We start from the raw sequence: 20,270 nt of genomic DNA, 5'->3' as shown, positions 1-20,270 counted from the left end.
TCCTACTCGTCAGTTTGTGATGGTGACTTGTCGCCGATACCGGGCGCGAGGAACTTGAAGAACTCTTGGGAGCGTCGCTACATGCTGAAAGAATACGACTTCATTGTTGTCGGCGGCGGATCGGCTGGATGTGCCCTTGCGGCGCGGCTCAGCGAAGACCATTCAGTATCGGTGCTCCTGATCGAAGCCGGGCCGGACGCCAGCCCCTGGCAGATCAGGATGCCTCTTGCCGTCGATAGTCTTCTGACCTCTACCAAGTACAATTGGGGATTTGAGTCCCAGGCCGAAAAAGGTCTCAACGGAAGAACGATGAGCCATCCCCGCGGCAGAGTAATTGGCGGCTCTTCGGCGATCAACGGGATGGTGTACACGCGAGGCAATCCGCAAGACTACGACGAGTGGCGCGACGAGCATGGATGTACAGGCTGGGGTTACGCCGATGTTCTCCCGTACTTCAGGCGGATGGAAACCGCCAAGGCAGGCGATGACCGCTACAGGGGCAGAACGGGGCCGCTGCGCGTGACGCGGCCAAAGCCAAACAATCCGCTGAACGCGGCGTTCCTCGAAGCGGGAAGGGCACTCGGCTATCCCATTTCTGACGATATAAATGGACCTCAACATGAGGGCTTTGGCGTCGCTGAGCAAACCATCATCGATGGTCAACGGAATACAGCCGCGGCGGCATTTCTGAACCGTGAGGTACGATCTCGTTCGAACCTGACGATCACCCCGAGAGCACTTGTCGAAAGAGTGATCTTGGAAGGAAAGCGTGCAGTTGGCGTTCGGTGCAGGATGAACAACGGCTCCCTGACGTTCACCGCACACCGCGAGATCATCCTCTGCGCCGGGGGTGTCGGCACTCCTCACATTCTTCAGCTTTCGGGTATCGGACCCGCAGAGGAACTGCTCAAGCACGGAATTCCTGTGGTTCACAATGCTGCCGGAGTTGGAAGCAACCTTCAGGATCATCTTGATCTTCCGGTTCAGTTCTCCTGCAAACAAGCTGTTAGCCTGAGACGGGCTGCGGCATGGCCGAACAAGGGCCTGGTCGGCGTAAACTGGTTTCTGTTTAAGAAAGGCGTTGCAGCGAGCAACCAGTTTGAGGTGAGCGCCTACATCCGCACAAGAGCCGGTCTATCAAAGCCCAATCTCAAATTTGAATTTTTCCCTCTAAGCATCTCGCACGACACTTTTAAGCCGCATCCGCAGGAAGCCTTCCAGATCCATTGTACTGCGGAGACTTCTTTTGCCCGCGGGACATTGCGTCTTCGCTCCAAAGACGCCTCACAAATGCCCCTGCTTCAGTTCAACTATCTGTCCGACGAACGAGACATGCAGACGTTCCGGGAAGCGATCGCCCTGGTTCGTGAGCTCGTTGGCACTGCTCCTTTCGAAGCTTTTAGAGGCGCGGAGATTGAACCTGGAGAGGCGGTCCAGAGCAAGGAGGCACTGGATGCCTGGATCCGCAAACGCGCCACAACGGCATTTCACATAGCAAGCACTTGTGCGATGGGCCGAAGCAGCGACCCCAAGGCTGTGGTGGGTCCCGATCTAAAGGTACATGGCGTGGAGGGCCTCCGGGTGGCGGACTGCTCTATTATGCCCGTCGTCGTTACCTCCAATCTGAATGCCTCGGCCATGATGATCGGAGACAGAGCTGCGGATCTGTGTCTCGGACGTCCGCAGCTAAGTCCATCGAACGAGCCCTACTGGGTCAACCCGAACTGGCAGACAAGCCAACGCTGACGCTGTACGTGCCGCGCGGAGCGGAAGGTTTCTGAACTGAAGTTGACTATGTGAGCTGTTCTATTTTCACGGCTCCAACATTCTTAGAAGCGGAGATACTCATGGATGCCAAGGTAACCGTCCCCGAAAAAATGCGCGCCGTTCTGCTCACGGGCTATGGTGGCATCGACAAGCTCGAGTATCGGGACGACGTTGCAGTTCCACTGCCCGAAGTAAGCGAGGTGCTTATCCGGGTTGGCGCTTGCGGGGTCAACAATACCGACATCAATTTGCGCACTCGGTGGTATGACCGCGCAGTCAATGAAAGTCTGTCCGAGGATGTCGGCCTCAGAGGCGCAGATGCCAAGGGTGAGGATGACAACGACACAAAAGGAACATGGAGCTCCCAGGCTGCTCTGTTCCCGCGTATTCAAGGGGCCGCGGTAGTTGGTACCATTATCAAGGTCGGTGCCGGCGTTGACGATTCCAGGATCGGACAGCGGGTGATCGTCGATCCTCAGGTGAGAGATCTTGCGCTACCGGAGCGCGCGCAGTTGATTGCTTATCTTGGCGGAGACAGGGACGGCGGCTTCGCAGAATTTACCGCGGTGCCCTCGGAGAATGCTTATTCAATCGATAGTTCGCTGAGCGATGCCGAGCTGGCAACGTTTCCGACATCTTACGATACCGCCGAAGAAATGCTTGCACGGGCGCGTCTGGGGAATGGCGAAACGGTGGTCATAACGGGGGCTGCAGGCGGTGTTGGCACCGCGCTGATCCAGCTCTCGCTCATTCGCGGCGCACGCGTCATTGCCATTGCCGGCGCTGCAAAGAAAGAGCGTGTTCTCTCGCTCGGGGCGCATCATTTCGTTGCGAGAGAAGGCAAAGACGTTCGGGCAGATATCGAAGCGATCTCCGGAGAAAATGGCGTCCACGTCGTCGCGGATGTTGTCGGTGGCCCATTCTTCACCGACAGTTTGAAATTGCTTGCCCGTGGGGGTCGTTACTCGACGGCAGGTGCTATCGGAGGGCCGATCCAACCTATCGATCTTAGAGACCTGATCTACAAGGATCTGGAAATGTTCGGGATTACGTGCCCCACACCAGAGACGTTCCGCGCCGTTGTAGATCATGTCGCATCCGGTCGGTTGAGACCCCTGATCGAAAAAACATTTGCACTGCGCGATCTTCCACTCGCCCAGACTGAATTGGTAAAGCGTAATCACGTCGGAAAACTGGTCATAGTTCCCTGACGCCATCAACGGGTCGATCAAACTCGCAGCCATTGCCCTTGCAAACAAAATGGCAAGGATCATTTGGGCGGTGATGACCGCGAGGAGACCTACCGACGCACAAGTATCGATCGCCAGGATCAGATGGATGCTGGCGGTCGTAAGTGCAGCGGCAGTCAAGGCGTGGATGACGCGACAGTTGATAGACGAGCTCAGGACACCGAGCTGCGGGCCCTTCGAGCGCGTCAGTTTGTTATGAACCCGGTCCCTCAATCTGATCTGGACCAGCAGCGAGATGTGCCACCTTTATGCAGACCCGACGCATGCAGCCGCCGACTTTCGCGCGCCAAATAAGCCTCTTGTTTGACGGGAGCCATTCACACAGATGCAGCTCGTGATGAGCGAGGCGATGGTTGCCCGGTCTTCGCTGTGAGCACACCTCGCTGGCGAACCTCATGAAGCAGTATGGTATCTCACGGACCAAATTAAGGGTCAGCTGTGGCACGACCTTTCCGCCCGATCGAATGATATCCGAGACGCGCATGCGAACAATAGCTTGCTGCGCGTCTCGAGTTGCCGGTGTTGGGGAGGGGGTTATGCTGCAAGCCACCAACGGGCGATGCATTGGAAGGAATCGAGGTCTCCAAGGGTGGTCAGATCCTCAGGGCGGCGCACTTTGTCCGTCATCGCCCAGACGTAGTTTACAAAAGCGGGGTTCACCAGCCCGCCTTCATCGTGAATGATCTTTTGCATTTCATGATACATCCCAGCACGAGAGTTCTCGTCGACTGTTTTGCGCGCCGTGACCACAAGCTCATTAAAGCGTGGGTTACTGAAATGCGTCTCATTCCAAGGCGACTTGGGCAGGAACGCTTCGGTGAACCGCGCATCGGCGGTGATCGCCTGGTGCCAATAGGCAGCGCAGAACGGCTGTTTCATCCAAATTCGTTCGAAATATCCATCGTCGGGCTCTCGGCTGACCTTAAGGTTGATGCCGGCGGCCTTGGCTGAAGCCGCATACAGCTCGCCCGCTGCGGTTGCGCCGGGGAATCCGATCTCAGCGACATTCAACGGAATGTCGATCGTGTTTAGTCCCGACTGCTTCAGGTAGTACTTGGCCTTATCCGGATCGTACTCGCGCTGCGGGATATCAGTAGCGCTGTATTTCACATTCTTGAAGATGGGATGGTCATTGCCAACGGTTCCGTGGCCGAGCAAAACCTTATCCACGATCTCCTGCCGATTAATCGCATACTTTAGGGCAAGGCGAACATTATTGTCGTTGAAGGGAGCCACGTCCGTGAGCATGGGGAGACCATAATAGAGCCCGCTCGGCACGTCCTCCACTTTTATCCCCGGCACACGTTTCAGCATACCAGCGGTTTTGAGGTCGACCGAGTTAACCAGGTCCACGCGGCCTGAGCGCAAAGCGTTCATCCTGGCAGCGGCGTCCGCGATTATAACGATCTCGGCGGAGTCCAGGAATCCGTAGTTATCGAGGTCCCAGTAGTTTGCGTTGCGCGTAAAGCGCATGCGCTGTCCAGGCTCGAAGCTCTCAAGCGAATACGGTCCGGTACCGTCCTTGCTGGCCCGGTCGACGTTACCGCCCTTCGACGGCAAGATCACAAGGAAGTCCGTCCTGAGAAGGCTCGCAAAATCGACGTCCGGGCTCTCGAGGGTGATCACGACCCGATTCGGCCCATCGGCGGCGATCTTGGTAATGGGCTGCAGCAACGCCTTAGCCGGCGATGCCGTCTCATCTCCGCGATGGAGGTTGAGTGACGCGACCACATCGTCGGCGGTCACGGTCTTGCCACTGTGGAAAGTTGCGCCTTTGCGGATATTAAAAACCCATTGCGTCAGGTCCTTCGAGGGCTCCCAGCTCTCCGCGAGGTTGGGAACAAGCTCACCCTTGGAATCCATTCCAACGAGCGTGCTTCTCATCGTTGCCAAGGTCAAAAAGCCAGAGTCGACCGGTGTAGCCGTCGGGTCAAGGGTATCTGTTGACGTTCCGCCAGCGAGGCCTACGCGCAGATGACCGCCTCGCCTTGGTGCGGCCGACGCTTGTCCCGAAAGGGCACTCGCGATGACGGCAGCGCCCGTCGCTTTCAAGATCGTTCTACGTGAAATTTCAATCATGGTCTGATCCCCTTTTTTACATGATATCCTTAGTGGTATCTTTTTGTACGGGACAGTGTATTCCAACTCGGGTGGACGTCAAGGACAATTGTCCAACTTCGTCAATCCGGTCAGCGCCGCAGAAAAGGCTCCGGCGCATGCCTCTCCCCCCGATGGACACAGTCACCGCAGAAGTGGGCTTACACCTATACCCTCTTGTCCCATCGACTAGGATCGCTCCGTGCAGAGCCCATCGCGATACACGAGCCTTCGATGCGGCGATCAATCATGCCTTGAAAAAAATCAGGCCGCGATGTTCTGCTGCCTGACTGAAACCCTTATTCGAACCACCACCGCTCGATACAACGGAAGCCATCCAGGTCGCCCTTGGTCGAAAGTTCCGGCTGATGCATAACGTTCGCTTTCGTTGCCCAGACATAGTTTGCGAACATCGGGATTACCGCGCCACTTTCCTCGTGGATCAGATGTTGCATCTCGGAATACATTTCTGAACGCTTGGCTTCGTCCAGTGTCGCCCGGGCCTGCACAAGCAGATCATTAAAACGCTTGTTATCGAAGTGCGTCTCGTTGAATGGAGAACCAGGCGCGTAGCCTTGAGTAAATTGTGCATCCGCTGAGGCAAGCTTCGTCCAGTAGTCTGCCGTGAAGGGTTTCTTCATCCAGACATTTTCGAAGTACCCGTCGTCCGGTTCACGTGTCACATCGATAGTTATCCCTGCCTGTTCGGCGGAAGCGGCATACAAAGACCCTGCCGCAACCGCACCTGGGAAAGCTGCCTCGGAGACACTGAGCGGGATTTTGAGAGATGAAAGCCCGGCCTGCTTGAGGTAAAATTTCGCCTTTTCAGGGTCAAACTCTCGTTGCGGCAGGCTCTTATCAAAATATTTTTGCGCCCGGTCGAGAGGCTGATCGTTCCCCACCGTTCCATGTCCGAGCAGAATTTTATCAACCATCTCCTGGCGATTGACGGCGTACTTTACCGCCTGACGTACGTTCTTGTCGGTGAAGGGCGCGGAATCCGACATCATGCCGAAGATATAGAAACGGCCACTTGGAACATCCTCGACCTTGATCCCCGGCACTCGCTTAAGCATATTGAGCGTTTTCAGGTCCGCGAGATTGATCACATCGACCTGTCCTGAACGCAATGCATTCATTCGCGCGGCCGCATCAGTGATGATGATCACCTCGGCGGTGTCGAAGAACCCGGATTTCTCGGCATTCCAATAGTTGGGGTTTCGTTTGAACCGAATTCGCTGGCCCGGCTCGAAGCTCTCAATAACATAAGGCCCGGTTCCATCCATCGTCTGGCGATTCGCCTTCCCGTCTTTGGCAGGCACGATGACCAGCCGCAGATCGGTCAGAACTGCGGGGAAGTCAACATTGGGCCCGTTCAACTTCACGACAATCTTGTTATTGCCGTCAGCGACGATGTCGGTCACCGGGTCAAGCAAGGATTTTGCGGGAGAGGTCGACTCGGCGCCCCTATGTAGGTTGATCGAGGCGATGATGTCCTCAAGTTCGAGCTTCTTGCCACTGTGGAAAGTGACGCCGGGGCGGATCTCGAACGTCCACTGTGTAACGTCGGCGGACGGCTCCCACTTGACAGCGAGACCTGGTGAGAGGTCGCCGTTGGGCTCGACGTTGGTCAACGTGTTTCGAGCGGTGGCCATGGTCAGATACGCCGTATCGTAGACCACGCTGGCAGGGTCGAGATTGTCCTGAGAAGATCCTCCCGCAAGGCCGATCCGAAGATTGCCGCCGCGTTTCGGAGCCGCCATTGCCGGGCGGTAAGCGACGGACGCGAGCATCGCCGCTGCCGTGCCTTGCATGAACGTTCTTCGAGTGACGTCGATCATCGGAAAGATTCCCCTTGTACTGGTCAGACAAATTTTATACCAATGCGTACATAATAGATCGCCGCGCTGATGTGTCAAGCGCCGTCAGACACTCGCCAGTTCGTTGCCGGTCTTTCGGATCGATCGACCAGCTGGCCAACGGCGCGACTTACAGACGAGGGATAGATCAATGATGGAAATCGACGACGTACTCGCCCACTTGCCTCCTGAGATCGTCGTTCGCGATCCGGATATCGTAAGCAAATATACCACTGATTTTCGACATCTTTATATTGGTCGAACTCCAGCCGTCCTTCGACCGCGGTCTGTGAGCGAAATTCAACAGATCGTCGCGGCGCTGCGCGCGCGCGCCGTTTCGGTCGTGCCCCAAGGCGGTAATACAAGCTACTGTACGTCTGCTACGCCGAGCGATGACGGAAGCGAAATTGTTGTCAGCCTGGAGCGCATGAACAAGATCCGAGAGATCGACGCCGGCAATCTATCAATGACGGTCGATGCCGGGTGCGTGCTCAGCCAACTGCAAGACGCCGCCGCAGACAAAGACCTGATGTTGCCCTTGAGCCTCGGATCCCAGCAGTCGTGCCAGATTGGTGGAAACATTTCCACGAATGCTGGCGGGATCAACGTTGTCCGATATGGAATGGCGCGGGAGCTGGTTCTCGGCCTCGAGGTGGTGCTACCCGACGGTTCGCTGATGAGCGACTTAAGCCCGCTGAGGAAAAACAACTCCGGCTATGATGTAAAACAGTTGTTCATAGGAGGCGAGGGCACCCTCGGCATCATAACGGGAGCATCGTTGAAGCTGGTGAGAAAGCCTAAGCAGGTGGTGACGGCTTTTCTCGCAATTTCCGACATTTCTGAATTGTCAGCGCTTCTCGATCAAGCTCAGCAGTTCACCGGTGATGCAGTCACCTCCTTCGAATACGTTTCGAACAGTTCGCTGGAACTGCTTCTTCAAAAGCGGCCCCATCTTCGGCGGCCCCTTGAGGAGGCGAGCGAGCACTACATACTGCTAGAGGCAGCAACATCGTCTCACCTCCTCGACCTCCCGGGTGCGGTCAACGCTCTTTTGGAGGACGCAATGAGCATCGGGTTGGTAACGGATGGCGCAATCGCGGCAAACGAAGAGCACCGAAAGCAGTTTTGGCATCTCAGGGAGAATATCCCTGAAGGAGAAGTTTTGAACGGAGGATCCGTCAAACACGACGTTTCGGTCAGGACCTCCCGCCTTGCTAGCTTCATCGAGGAGGCATCAGGGATCGTGCGCACTCATTCATCGGAGGCGATCCTTTCAGTCTATGGTCACGTCGGGGACGGAAACGTCCATTTCAACGTCGTTCCTCCTAAAGGGGCAGTAACCGGCGCTTTCAAATCTTCATTCGAGGAGATGGTCTCTCCGCTTATTTACAAGCTGGTCGCGGAGATGGGCGGGTCCTTCAGCGCCGAATACGGAATTGGCCGGATAAAACTCGACCTTCTCGATAAGTACGGTGACCCCGGCAAGCTCGCTGTTATGAAAGCGATAAAAAAAGCCCTCGATCCGGCGGGGCATATGAACCCTGGCAAAGTTGTGAGATCGGCAACGGGATCCTCGGCAAGACCGTATCCATGAGGATCGCTTTCGAGATGACCAGCCGATCACCGAAGGATTTTCCTCGCAAAAAGCGCAAGGATGTGGACAACCTACGGTCCGGGATGTAGAGATACGCCACAGTATGTTTGCGGGCGCCTCCGCATAAGCCGGTAGCTGAGATCCGCTCTCTCCAGGAGCGAGACGAAAGACAAGAAAGAGGAACATCATGGAAAACGCGAGTAAGTTCTATATCGATGGAAAATGGGTAGCGCCAATTTCCAGTGAGACCCGCGAACTCATCGACCCGTCGACCGAGAAAGTCTACGCAAAGGTGGCCATGGGGAACGCCGCTGATGTCGACGAAGCGGTGAAGGCCGCCCGTCGCGCATTCCCAATTTTCTCGAAGACATCGGTGAGCGAGCGCATTGAATTGCTGGAGAAGCTTGGCGCGATTTTCCGCCGCCGCGAGCGCGAGATTGCCGAGACGGTTACGCAGGAGATGGGAATGACCATTTCCCTTAGCACGACCGGCCTGCTCGACTGGTGCAAAGTACATACGGCCGAAACAATCGAGATTCTCCGGACATTCGAGTTTGTCGAGAACATCGGCACCACGACCGTCTACAAGGATCCCATCGGCGTTGTGGGCCTTATTACGCCGTGGAATTTTGCGATTGGTCAGGTATTCACGAAAATTCTGCCGGCGTTGGCAACAGGATGCACGATGGTGCTTAAGCCCAGTGAGCTAACTCCACTCGACGCAATCATCCTCGCCGAAATCATGGATGAGGCCGGCGTTCCGGCAGGCGTGTTCAACCTTGTCAATGGCGACGGTCCCACCGTTGGGGACGCGATCTCCCGGCACCCCGATATCGACATGGTTTCCTTTACAGGCTCCACGCGCGCTGGTGTTCAGATCAGTAAGTCCGCTGCTGATACAGTTAAACGTGTCGTTACCGAACTCGGCGGCAAGTCTGCGAACATTATTGTTGATGACGCTGATTTTCCGAGCGCGATTGAGAGCGCGATCGCAAACTGCTTCTTCATCAACGGCCAGGCATGCGATGCAGGAACTCGGCTCCTCGTTCCGCGGAGTCGCCTCGATGAGACGGTCAAACTCGCCGCCGCCGCGGCAGAAGCCAATGTCGTAGGTCCTCCGAGCGACCCGAAGACCACACTTGGTCCAGTCATGAATGCAAACCAGTTCAGGAGCATTCAGGAGCGCATCAAATCCGGCATCGAGGAGGGGGCTCGGCTGGTTACGGGCGGCCTCGGCCGGCCAGAGGGGTTTGGCGCCGGGTATTTCGTAAAGCCGACGGTATTCGCCGACGTGCAGCCAAGCATGACAATCTACAAAGAGGAAATCTTTGGACCTGTGCTCAGCATCATTGCGTATGATGACCTCGACGACGCTGTTCGGATTGCAAACGACACCGAATATGGTCTGGCGGCACACATCACAGGTAAAGACATGGAGAAGGTGCGAAAGCTCGCACGCGAGTTGAGGGCAGGATCCATTTACGTCAACTCGCCGGATGTGGACCCGAAGGCTCCCTTTGGCGGCTATCGGCAGTCTGGCAACGGGCGGGAAAACGGCAAATACGGCTTTAACGAATACCTGGAACTCAAGGCGGTTATCGGACACGGTTAGTGTGCGAGAGTAATCGAACGAAAAGCAGGCTACGCCGTGCCGGTGCAGCCTGCATTTTCCGGCACGCAGAGTGCGTGGGTGACAAGCCGCCTTCGATTACGCCTGCGTGGGATAATCGTGCGACTCGCAGCCGCCTGATGACTTCAGACGGCCGACTATCGATGCCGTCGACATATTCGCAACAGGACGGGACGGAACTCGCGCTCATAGCGTCGCCATGCATCGGAAGAATCGGAATGGTTTCTTGCGTGCGCGAAAGCTGCAACATTGTGGCGACAAGCCAACTTGCAAGCGTATTTCCTCGGTCCGGCTCCAACGACGCGCGATCCCCGAGCGGACCTGATCAAGGGCCTTGTCTTGCCTGGTCGTAGCTCGTTCATGCCTCCAGCCCCCCGCGATATCTCGAAAACCGCCGCCTCGGGTGAAACAGTAAAAAATTTGAGGTCTGTGGCATCTTCCGTATTGTACTAAGCGGAATGTCTTTGTACTAATGCGTATATATGGCCCTTCGCAGTGATGGCCGGCATTTCGCACACCTTTCATTCGGTTCGTCCAAGTGGAGACAGACATGAAGATTCTCGTCCCCGTCAAGCGGGTGGTTGATTACAACGTGAAGATCCGCGTGAAGCCGGATGGCACTGGGGTAGAACTGGCCAACGTGAAGATGTCGATGAACCCCTTCGACGAGATCTCGGTGGAAGAAGCGCTTCGCCTCAAGGAAGCCGGCAAGGCCGAGGAAGTGATCGTGGTCTCGATCGGCCCGGCCAAGGCTGAAGAAACGCTGCGCACCGCGCTCRCCATGGGCGCCGACCGCGCCATTCTCGTCGAGACCGACGACGCCGTCGAACCGCTCGCTGTCGCCAAGATCCTGAAGGGCGTCGCGGACGCCGAACGGCCGGGCCTGATCATCGTCGGCAAGCAGGCGATCGATGACGACTCGAACCAGACCGGTCAGATGCTGGCCGCTCTCCTGGGCACCGCGCAGGCCACCTTCGCCTCGAAGATCGAGATCGGCGATGGCAAGGCAACCGTGACCCGCGAAGTCGAYGGCGGCCTGCAGACAATCGACRTCAARYTGCCGGCMGTSGTCACCACCGACCTGCGCCTCAACGAGCCGCGCTACGCTTCGCTGCCGAACATCATGAAGGCCAAGAAAAAGCCGCTCGACAGACAAGCGCCCGCCGATTTCGGCGTTTCCACCGCGCCGAAGCTCAAGGTGCTGAAGACCGAAGAACCCTCGGGCCGCACGGCAGGCGTAAAGGTGGCATCGGTCGCTGAGCTCGTCGAAAAGCTCAAGTCCGCTGGCGTTCTCTAAGCGTCGAGAAAGGAATAAATCATCATGGCAATTCTTCTTCTGGCTGATCACGACAACGCCACGCTTTCCGACCAGACCGCCAAGACGCTGACGGCCGCCGCCAAGATCGGTGGCGATATTCATATCCTCGTCGCCGGCAGGGGCGCCGGGACTGCTGCCGACGCGGCCGCTCAGCTTGCGGGCGTGTCGAAAGTATTGCTCGCCGAAACGGACAATCTTGCGGAGCCGCTGGCCGGCCTTATTGTCTCACTAGCGGGCGGCTACGACACGATCATCGCGGCTGCGACCTCGACCGGCAAGAACGTCCTGCCGCGCGTCGCAGCCCTGCTCGATGTCGCGCAGATCTCCGAGATCATCGAAGTCGTCTCGGCCGACACCTTCAAGCGCCCGATCTATGCCGGCAACGCCATCCAGACGGTCCAGTCGCTCGACGGTAAAAAGGTGATCACCGTTCGAACGGCTGCCTTTTCCCCGGCCTCCCCAGGCCCATCCGTTGTCGTCGAGGCTCTTCCGACGGCATCTTTGCCTTCAGACCTCTCCAAGGAGGTTTCCATTTCCATCACGCCGTCGGATCGCCCCGACCTCACGTCTGCTAAAGTCGTGATCGCTGGCGGACGTGCGCTGGGGTCTTCAGAGAAGTTCAAGGAAGTTATTCTCCCTGTTGCGGATAAGCTGAATGCCGCTGTGGGCGCCTCACGCGCCGCCGTCGACGCAGGCTACGCGCCGAATGACTGGCAAGTCGGTCAGACCGGCAAGGTTGTCGCCCCACAACTTTATATCGCCGTGGGTATTTCGGGCGCGATTCAGCACCTGGCGGGCATGAAGGATTCGAAAGTCATCGTCGCCATCAACAAAGACGAGGAAGCTCCAATCTTCCAGGTAGCTGACTACGGACTTGTTGGGGATCTCTTCGAAATTCTGCCGGAACTGCACAAGGCACTCTGAGATCGATATGGCGACGTTGGCTGGAAAGAGCGCAGCTCTAAAATGGCAAGAAGATCTGCTTCTCGCCGGTTCAAGTCTAATGGAGACCCGGCCGTCTCGAACGCGACGAGTGGGTCGGCCCGTCGAGCTATCGGAAATCCAGCAGTTGCTTGGCGATATTCTCCTTGCATACAACGTTCCGCTCATGGCGAAGTTCAACGCCGGAAAGATCATGACTCTGCTGGACCGTGCTGGGATCGTGATTTCTGATACCGCACCCGCGTCCCCGCAGCCACTTCTAGATTCAGGGCGGGAGATCCTACGTAAGCTTTGTCAAGACGGGGGGCAATATGGGGCACTGGCCCGCGGTCTTCTAAGACTTATGGATCGCATCGAGTGGACCCGAGGTGGCGGTGGACCGTTCGCAAGCCTAGACTTTGGACGGAGCCATTTACACGCGCTTCTTGTTGAACCGGAAGCGACAGAACATCGAACTGACCTGCGGGTCGGCCTCACGTTGATGGCACCCTACACACGGTTTCCCGATCATAGGCAATATCATTCAAAAGTGTTTCTCCCCCTGACGATGGGCGAGTTCCGCTTTGGCGACGAACACTGGCTGGGAGCTGGACAAGGCGACATCCTCTTCAACGGCGCTGGCCGACTCTGCGCAATACGATGCACGGGTCGCCCGCTTTTCATCCTCTGGTGCCATCTCCAGGCATGACGCGGTCGTGTTCGAGGGAGGTCGATTCACACAGGAGAGACAGATGCGATTGATACTGCTTGGGCCACCAGGGGCCGGGAAAGGCACCCAGGGCCAGCGCTTGATGGAGCGGTTTGATATTCCCCAGCTTTCGACCGGCGACATGCTTCGCGCGGCGGTGAGAGCGTCAACTCCCATGGGCCTCGAAGCGAAAGCGGTTATCGATTCCGGCGGGCTCGTGGGCGATGACATAGTTGTCGGGTGCGTTAGGGAGAGGTTGGCTGAGACGGATGCGTTAAACGGGTTCATTCTCGATGGTTTCCCGCGAACCTTGCCGCAGGCGCGAGCGTTGGACGATATCCTAAGTGCGGGCCACCAACATCTCAACGCTGTCATCGAGCTTGTCGTTGACGAGGCGCAGTTGATAAAGCGGGTCGAAAAGCGCGCCCGGGACGCTATCGCGAACGGAATGGAGCCTAGATCCGATGACAACCCGGAAACCATGCGAAAGCGTCTAGCGTCGTACCGCGAAAGTACAACCGTGCTTTCTAACTTCTACTACAACCAGGGGCGGCTCATATCCGTGGATGGAATGCGCGAAGTCGATGTCGTGACTGCGGAAATCCTGGAGGCACTAGCATGAACGAAGAAGTGGGCGGACCTCTTCGCCTATGGCGAGGACAGGTGCTGGCGGATTGGCTCGATTACAATGGTCACATGACGGAGCATAGGTATCTGCAGGTCTTCGGGGAAAGTTCAGACGCGCTTTATGGCGAGCTCGGCGTCGACTTTGGTAATGCTACAAATGGTGCATACTTTACGCTTGAAACGCATATACGCCATCGCGCCGAGGCGAAACTGCACACTCCACTCTGGAGTGAAACCGAAATTCTCGGTTACGACGAAAAACGCCTACACTTGCTCCACAGGCTCTTCGACGAAGGGAACAATTTGCTTGCCACGGGAGAGCACCTTTCCATCCATGTAAAGAACGCTGCGGTCACAGCGGCTCCCGATTTAATGCAGAAACGGATCGCTATGATATTCGATGAACACCGTCAGCTGTCGAAGCCGGAGGGTGTGGGCAGCGTGCTCAAGAAACCGCTTGCCTACAGCCGTTGATCCCGACGGGTTTAAGTTTTGATGCCAGGCCGATAGTCTGAGTTGCTCGTCGTGCGCGGGCAATACCAAGCTCATCGTCGGACCTTACCGAAGAATGCCTGCGCCCGTTCGGTCTGCGGTCGCGTGAAGATTTCGTCGGGCGCGCCTTGCTCGACGATCAACCCGGCGTCCATGAAGGTGACGGTATCTGCGACTTCACGTGCGAACCCCATCTCGTGCGTGACGACCACCATAGTGGTACCGTCCCTCGCGAGTTCTTTCATCACGCCCAACACCTCACCGACAAGTTCGGGATCGAGTGCACTCGTGGGTTCATCAAACAGCATCACCTTAGGCCGCATTGCTAAGGCGCGAGCAATAGCAACTCTTTGCTGTTGGCCGCCCGAAAGCATACGTGGGTAGGCATCTTTTTTATGTTCGAGGCCAACCTTCCTCAGCAGTATGCGAGCGTAATCGACCGCCTCTTCACGGGCGATCTTCTTCACGCCAATCGGTGCTTCAATGATGTTCTGGAGAACGGTCATATGCGGGAAGAGATTGAAGCCTTGAAAGACCATGCCAATGTCTGACCGGGCCTTTGCAATGTCTTTTTGACCGAGTTCGTAGAGCTTTCCATTTTGCTGGCGATAACCGACCAATTCCCCGGCTACGGCGAGGCTGCCCCCGTCGAGGGGTTCCAGATGGTTCATGCATCGCAGGAAGGTGCTCTTCCCAGATCCTGACGGGCCGAGGATGCAAGCGACTTTGCCATATTCAACGTCGAAGTTGATCCCCTTAAGGACTTCGAGGTTCCCGTAACGTTTTCTTACATTTCGTGCCGAGACGGCAGAACCGCCGAAACATTTTTCACTAGCCGTCATTTCACTGGGCTCCCGGTTTCCTCGATCCTCGGCGCTGTGGCAGCAGTTGCGTCACTTCGACCGAAGTGGCGCTCGAGAAAGAATTGGCCAGTTGATAGGACCGTTGTAATCAGAAGGTACCAAATCGAAGCCACAATGAGCAGCGGAATGGTTTGGAACGTGGTCGAGTAAATCAGCTGTGCGGAATAGAGGAGCTCCTGTATCGCGATCACGCTGACGACGGATGTCGTCTTCAGCATTCCGATCAGCTGGTTTCCAGTGGGCGGTATGATAATCCGCATTGCTTGTGGCAGAACAATCCTGACCAAAATTCTTCGACTGCTCATGCCAAGCGCCTCGGCTGCCTCGCGCTGCCCTGGAGGGATTGCGTTGAGGCCAGATCGGACAATCTCTGACATATAGGCGGCCTCATTGAGGCCCAGACCCAAGACCGCCGCCACGTACACGGTGATGAATGTGTTGGCATCCAGGCTCAGAAATGTCGGGCCGAACGGCACCCCAACTTCGATCTGTGGGTACAGCGCTGCGATATTGTACCAAAAGATCAACTGCACCAGGAGAGGTGTGCCGCGAAATATCCACGCATATCCTGTCGCGAACTTGTTCAGCACAGGATTTTTGGATGATCGCATGACCGCGATGACAGTTCCAAGGACCACACCGATAAGCATGGCTGCCACCGTCAGCCAGAGCGTCGTGTACAGCCCCTCGATGATGGACCGATCGAACAAGTATTCTCCAACGACAGCCCACTGGAATCGAGGATTTGTGAATGCAGAGCGGACCAGCGCTGCAAATATGATCGCAATCATCGCTCCTGCCGCCCAGCGTCCGTAATGACGCATACGAACAACCGGCAGATCAACATGTTCGGAAGTTTTTGAGCTCGAATAGACGGTGGAGGACATTTGGCGCATTCCGATTCTGGCAAGGCGACATGGGTCCGAACTCCGGACCTAGGGAGCTGCCTATCCGATAAGGCAGCTCCAGAGTGTGGCTATTCCTCTTTATAGACTGGCGGGTTAGAGCCCTGGGCATAGATTGTCGCTTCGGTAATAGCCCCGTATCCCGTGTCATTCTTTTCGAGGATTTTTGTGTAGTCGCCTGTTTTGATAAGGTGGTCGAGGGCCGCTTTGCTCGCCTCTAGCATCTGCTTCGAGTTATCGTTGCGCGCAACGGCAATAGCGCAGACGCCACCACCAAGTCTGCCGCTTCTGTCGATCCCCGGATTGGCCTTCATCATGTCGCTGGCCACGCCGATATCAGCCCTCACGGCGTCAACTCGTCCACTGACGAGCGCCAGTACCGCCGCGCTGCTTGTCGGAAACGCCTCGACCTTAATCGGGGCCGCCGCACATGACGACTTCGCCTTCTCCAACGCAGCCAAATCCACCGACCCGGTCATAGCGGCAACACTCTTACCGCAGACGTCGGGGACCTTCTCTGGAGTGAACTTCGAATCTTTGCGAACAAGGAAGGTTGCATAAGTCTGCCAGCTGGTGATGAAGTCGGCGGCCTTCATACGTTCGCTGGTGATGTAGAATTCGCCAAAGGATATGTCGAATTTGTTCGCCTGGAGACCGGTCAGTGCCGAGGCGAACGGAATGAGGGTTACTTGCGGCTTGAGCCCAAGTGTCGCGGCCATGGCATTCGCGAGATCGACATCCATGCCCTTGAGTTCAGAGCCGACCTTATATGCGAATGGCTTGCCTTGATCCGGCATGGCGATGCGCAGGACACCTGCTTCCTTAACCAACGGCGGCAGCTTCGCCGCAATTTCGGGAACCGCAGGCAGGTCTTCAGCGCCGGCGTTAACCACGCCGGCAGCCAGTGCCGGAAGGATTATGGCGAGGGCTTTGAAGCTTCGAGCAAATGGAACTTCCATGTCATTCCTCCTGGTTGGCGCAACCGTCCATCCGTGTTCCCTTAGTCTAGTTCAGGTACGGGCGCGATTTGGAATGTACGCATAAGTCTAAGAGCTAGTCTAGCTAGTTTGTTATACGGCCCGCGCGGAATCTCGGCGCTATCGAGGCTTCGAAAATTGTCCGTGGTCGGACGGCAATTTCCGGTTGAAAAATAGGTTCGAGCCAAGTGACGGCGCGGCTTAGTAGAAGCCGCGGCACAAGAAGTCAAAGATGAAAATGAACAGATCGAGCCTGCCCGATGAGCGATTTCTGGACGTCATTTCGACCGGTCTGGCACGCTATCGCTACACGGTTCTCGATCAATATGAGCCGGTTGCTCGACCCACGCGGATTAACGGGTAGGGCCCATGTATCGCAGCAGCTCTTGAAGCAACCGCGCCGGTCAGGGATATGGAACCAGGAGGCAGGCAGGGGGGACACGGGGAGGCCGTCTCGCTCGGCCTCCCGCCATCCTCAGATGCTCAAGCAGAGGTATTTGATTTCTGTATAGTCATCCAATCCGTATTTTGAGCCTTCGCGGCCTTGTCCGGATTGCTTGATGCCGCCGAATGGCGCGACCTCAGTCGAGATTAACCCCGTGTTGATGCCGACCATGCCGTATTCCAGTTCTTCGGCAACACGGAAAATCTTCGAGATGTCCTTCGAGTAAAAGTACGAGGCCAAGCCGAACTCGGTATTGTTCGCCAATTCGACGACCTCTTCTTCGGTATCAAACTTGAAGAGCGGCGCGACCGGTCCGAAAGTCTCCTCTCGTGCAACCTTCATGTCCGCCGTGACACCGGTCAGAACCGTCGGTTCGAAGAACAGCCCGCCTCTATCGTGAGGCTTACCGCCCACTGCAACTTTCGCGCCTTTGGACAACGCGTCTTCGATGTGCTCCTCAACCTTCGCAAGCGCCTTCTTGTCGATCAGCGGCCCCGCGTTGACACCCTGTTCGAAGCCGTCTCCGACCTTCATGGCGGAAACCCGCTCAGCCAATTTCTTCGCGAAAGCATCGTAGACGCCGGACTGCACGTATAGCCGGTTTGCGCATACGCATGTTTGCCCATTGTTGCGGTATTTCGACACCATCGCGCCTTCAACGGCGGCGTCTAGATCTGCGTCATCAAAGACGATGAATGGAGCATTGCCGCCCAACTCCAGCCCAAGCTTCAGGATCTGCTCCGCTCCCTGGCGGGCGAGGATACGGCCCACCTCGGTGGAGCCCGTAAAGGTCAGTTTGCGAACCTTAGGGTTTTCGGTGAACTCCAATCCCATCGCCGAGGAGTTCTTGGAGGGGATAACGTTGAAAATGCCCGCTGGAACGCCGGCACGATCTGCAAGCAGCCCGAGTGCCAGAGCGGACAGTGGTGTCTCGCGGGCAGGTTTCGATATCATCGCACAACCGGCAGCGATTGCTGGAGCCATCTTTCTAGAGAGCATGGCATTTGGGAAGTTCCAAGGCGTAATCGCTGCCACGACGCCCACGGGCTGCTTGATGACCATGATGCGCTTGTCAGGTAGATGGCCTGGGATGACGTCGCCATAGAGGCGTTTAGCCTCCTCGCCGAACCATTCAACGTAAGAGGCTCCATAAAGGATCTCTCCACGGGCCTCGGCAAACGGCTTTCCCATCTCCAGCGTCAGAATAGTCCCGAGGTCGTCGGCATTTCCAACCATGAGATCGAAGAGCTTTCTAAGGATCGCCGCGCGCTCCTTTCCGGTTCTCTTGGCCCAGGATTTTTGTGCTTTGTAGGCGGCATCGATCGCCCGCTTGGCTTCTCCCCGGTCCATATCGGGAAGGGTCGCGAGGACTTCCCCGGTTGAAGGATTGGTCACGTCGAATGTCTTGCCGCTATCGGCGGCACCGACCCATTCGCCCGCGATCAGGGCCTTGTCCACCGCAAGGGATGGATCCTTCAGTTTCGACGTCAGACTGTTCGAGATCGTCATATCAGCCCTCCTGCACGGCTTCGCGAATGCTTTCTTCGAGGATGTCGAGCGATTCCGCGAAGACGTCATCCGGAATTGTGATTGGCGCTAGAAAACGAATGACATTGCCGTAGACGCCGCACGTGAGGAGAATCAGCCCGTTGTCCAGAGCCTTCTGCCTGACCTTGTTCGTAAAGTCGGGATTGGGCGTCTTTGAACCAGGCAGATTGAACTCGACTGCGTTCATAAACCCAAGGCCGCGAACGTCCGCAATCTGCGGGACTGACTCCCTGAGAGACTGCAGTCGCTGTTTGAGCCGGTTGCCCAGAAGCGCAGCCCGCTCATTGAGACCCTCTTCCTCAATCACGTCCAGGACGGCGTTTCCGGCTGCGACGCCAATCGGATTTCCGCCATAGGTTCCGCCAAGACCGCCGGGCCCGGGAGCGTCCATGATTTCCGCACGCCCGGTGACGGCCGCGATCGGAAAACCCCCGCCGAGGCCCTTTGCCATCGTCGTAATATCTGCTGCGACGCCGTAGTGCTCCATCGCAAAATGCTTACCCGTCCGCGAGAAGCCGGTTTGTACCTCGTCGGCAATCAGCAGGATGCCATGCTTGTCCGCAAGTTCACGAAGCTTAAGCATGAACGCCCGCGGGACCTCGTAGAAGCCGCCTTCACCCTGGACGGGCTCGACGATGAACGCCGCAACGCGAGCCGGGTCAACGTCAGCTTTGAACAGCTTGTCGAGGACGGACAGCGAGTCCTCAACGGACGTGCCGTGCAGTTCGACAGGGAAGGGAACGTGAAACACGTCCGGCATCATTGCGCCGAACCCTGTCTTGTAAGGCACGACCTTTCCAGTCAGTGCCATACCCATGAATGTCCGGCCATGGAAGCCGCCTGTGAATGCAATGATTGCGGAGCGATTGGTCGCGGCCCGCGCGATCTTCACTGCGTTCTCAACGGCCTCAGCGCCGGTGGTGACGAAGATCGTTTTCTTTTTGAAGTCGCCTGGAACGAGATCATTGAGACGTTCCGCTAGCCGCACGTAGTTTTCGTATGGGACGACCTGATGGCAGGTGTGCGTAAAACGGTCGAGCTGGGCTTTCACAGCTTCGATAACCTTGATGACGGTGGCCGGTGTTGACCACCGCAATGCCGGCGGCGAAATCGATATAGCGCCGGCCCTCGACATCCCAAATTTCCGCGTTCTCTGCGCGTTCGGCATAAACCTGCGTTGTGACGCCCACGCCCTTGGATACGGCGTCGTTGCGGCGTGAGGCGATTTCTGAATTCAGCATTGGTAAACTCCTGGAAAGTAACAACCT

At 56.7% G+C, this 20,270-nt stretch carries 16 protein-coding genes and 1 pseudogene; 10 read left to right on the top strand and 7 right to left on the bottom strand.

The features are described from left to right. Positions 1–81 precede the first annotated feature (81 nt). Both AB4Z23_RS18485 and AB4Z23_RS18480 read left to right on the top strand, forming a co-directional pair. Positions 82–1,746 carry a choline dehydrogenase gene (locus AB4Z23_RS18485; protein ID WP_441360512.1) on the top strand — a complete coding sequence of 555 codons (1,665 nt, stop codon included), beginning with the start codon at positions 82–84 and terminating at the stop codon, positions 1,744–1,746. Between the two features lie 101 nt (positions 1,747–1,847). Further along, on the top strand, positions 1,848–2,978 hold the full coding sequence (locus AB4Z23_RS18480; RefSeq protein ID WP_441360511.1) for an alcohol dehydrogenase family protein: 1,131 nt from the start codon (positions 1,848–1,850) through the stop codon (positions 2,976–2,978). A gap of 573 nt (positions 2,979–3,551) precedes the next feature. Here the strand turns inward: AB4Z23_RS18480 and AB4Z23_RS18475 are convergent. Together AB4Z23_RS18475 and AB4Z23_RS18470 are read right to left on the bottom strand one after the other, a co-directional pair. After that, positions 3,552–5,096: an ABC transporter substrate-binding protein gene (locus AB4Z23_RS18475; RefSeq protein ID WP_441360510.1), complete on the bottom strand. Its 1,545-nt coding sequence runs from the start codon at positions 5,094–5,096 to the stop codon at positions 3,552–3,554. 317 nt (positions 5,097–5,413) lie between these two features. Further along, positions 5,414–6,955 carry an ABC transporter substrate-binding protein gene (locus AB4Z23_RS18470; protein WP_441360509.1) on the bottom strand — a complete coding sequence of 514 codons (1,542 nt, stop codon included), beginning with the start codon at positions 6,953–6,955 and terminating at the stop codon, positions 5,414–5,416. Positions 6,956–7,124: 169 nt separating this feature from the next. On the opposite strand from AB4Z23_RS18470, the gene AB4Z23_RS18465 reads away from it, so the two are divergent. The 7 genes from AB4Z23_RS18465 (at position 7,125) to AB4Z23_RS18435 (ending at position 14,246) form a co-directional block, all read left to right on the top strand. Next, positions 7,125–8,567: an FAD-binding oxidoreductase gene (locus AB4Z23_RS18465; protein ID WP_441360508.1), complete on the top strand. Its 1,443-nt coding sequence runs from the start codon at positions 7,125–7,127 to the stop codon at positions 8,565–8,567. A gap of 187 nt (positions 8,568–8,754) precedes the next feature. Beyond that, entirely contained in the window at positions 8,755–10,179 is a 1,425-nt protein-coding gene (locus AB4Z23_RS18460; RefSeq protein WP_441360507.1) for an aldehyde dehydrogenase family protein, read from the top strand. Positions 10,180–10,747: 568 nt separating this feature from the next. Further along, the gene (locus AB4Z23_RS18455; protein ID WP_441360506.1) at positions 10,748–11,494 is read left to right on the top strand and encodes an electron transfer flavoprotein subunit beta/FixA family protein; all 747 of its coding nucleotides are present in this window, start codon (positions 10,748–10,750) and stop codon (positions 11,492–11,494) included. Positions 11,495–11,518: 24 nt separating this feature from the next. Continuing rightward, positions 11,519–12,439: an electron transfer flavoprotein subunit alpha/FixB family protein gene (locus tag AB4Z23_RS18450; protein ID WP_441360505.1), complete on the top strand. Its 921-nt coding sequence runs from the start codon at positions 11,519–11,521 to the stop codon at positions 12,437–12,439. Positions 12,440–12,446: 7 nt separating this feature from the next. After that, positions 12,447–13,145: a dimethylsulfonioproprionate lyase family protein gene (locus tag AB4Z23_RS18445; RefSeq protein ID WP_441360504.1), complete on the top strand. Its 699-nt coding sequence runs from the start codon at positions 12,447–12,449 to the stop codon at positions 13,143–13,145. A gap of 43 nt (positions 13,146–13,188) precedes the next feature. After that, a complete protein-coding gene (locus AB4Z23_RS18440; protein WP_441360503.1) occupies positions 13,189–13,767 on the top strand; it encodes an adenylate kinase in 579 nt (192 codons plus the stop codon). Continuing rightward, entirely contained in the window at positions 13,764–14,246 is a 483-nt protein-coding gene (locus AB4Z23_RS18435; protein WP_441360502.1) for a thioesterase family protein, read from the top strand. The genes AB4Z23_RS18440 and AB4Z23_RS18435 overlap by 4 nt, the downstream gene beginning before the upstream one ends. Positions 14,247–14,317: 71 nt before the next feature. On the opposite strand, the gene AB4Z23_RS18430 is transcribed toward AB4Z23_RS18435, so the two are convergent. The 3 genes from AB4Z23_RS18430 to AB4Z23_RS18420 all read right to left on the bottom strand — a co-directional run bounded on the left by AB4Z23_RS18430 (position 14,318) and on the right by AB4Z23_RS18420 (position 16,991). Continuing rightward, complete coding sequence (locus AB4Z23_RS18430; RefSeq protein WP_441360501.1) at positions 14,318–15,106, bottom strand: amino acid ABC transporter ATP-binding protein; 789 nt, start codon at positions 15,104–15,106, stop codon at positions 14,318–14,320. Then, on the bottom strand, positions 15,103–16,014 hold the full coding sequence (locus AB4Z23_RS18425) for an amino acid ABC transporter permease (protein WP_441360500.1): 912 nt from the start codon (positions 16,012–16,014) through the stop codon (positions 15,103–15,105). Before AB4Z23_RS18425 ends, AB4Z23_RS18430 begins: the two co-directional genes overlap by 4 nt. 89 nt (positions 16,015–16,103) lie before the next feature. Continuing rightward, positions 16,104–16,991 carry a transporter substrate-binding domain-containing protein gene (locus tag AB4Z23_RS18420; RefSeq protein WP_441360499.1) on the bottom strand — a complete coding sequence of 296 codons (888 nt, stop codon included), beginning with the start codon at positions 16,989–16,991 and terminating at the stop codon, positions 16,104–16,106. A gap of 250 nt (positions 16,992–17,241) precedes the next feature. Between AB4Z23_RS18420 and AB4Z23_RS18415 the strand changes: the two genes are divergently transcribed. Next, positions 17,242–17,373 (top strand): hypothetical protein, encoded by a 132-nt coding sequence (locus AB4Z23_RS18415; protein ID WP_441360498.1) that lies wholly within the window; start codon positions 17,242–17,244, stop codon positions 17,371–17,373. A 111-nt stretch (positions 17,374–17,484) separates the two neighbouring features. Here AB4Z23_RS18415 and AB4Z23_RS18410 read toward each other — a convergent pair whose 3' ends face one another. Together AB4Z23_RS18410 and AB4Z23_RS18405 are read right to left on the bottom strand one after the other, a co-directional pair. Beyond that, positions 17,485–18,963 carry an NAD-dependent succinate-semialdehyde dehydrogenase gene (locus tag AB4Z23_RS18410; protein ID WP_441360497.1) on the bottom strand — a complete coding sequence of 493 codons (1,479 nt, stop codon included), beginning with the start codon at positions 18,961–18,963 and terminating at the stop codon, positions 17,485–17,487. Position 18,964: 1 nt separating this feature from the next. Then, a pseudogene (locus tag AB4Z23_RS18405) lies at positions 18,965–20,243 on the bottom strand (4-aminobutyrate--2-oxoglutarate transaminase). Between the last annotated feature and the right edge of the window lie 27 nt (positions 20,244–20,270).

This window comes from Agrobacterium sp. MCAB5, from assembly GCF_052114365.1.
Lineage (GTDB): Bacteria > Pseudomonadota > Alphaproteobacteria > Rhizobiales > Rhizobiaceae > Agrobacterium > Agrobacterium tumefaciens.
Note: the sequence above shows the minus strand (reverse complement) of the source record. Positions and strands in the feature narration are given on the sequence as shown.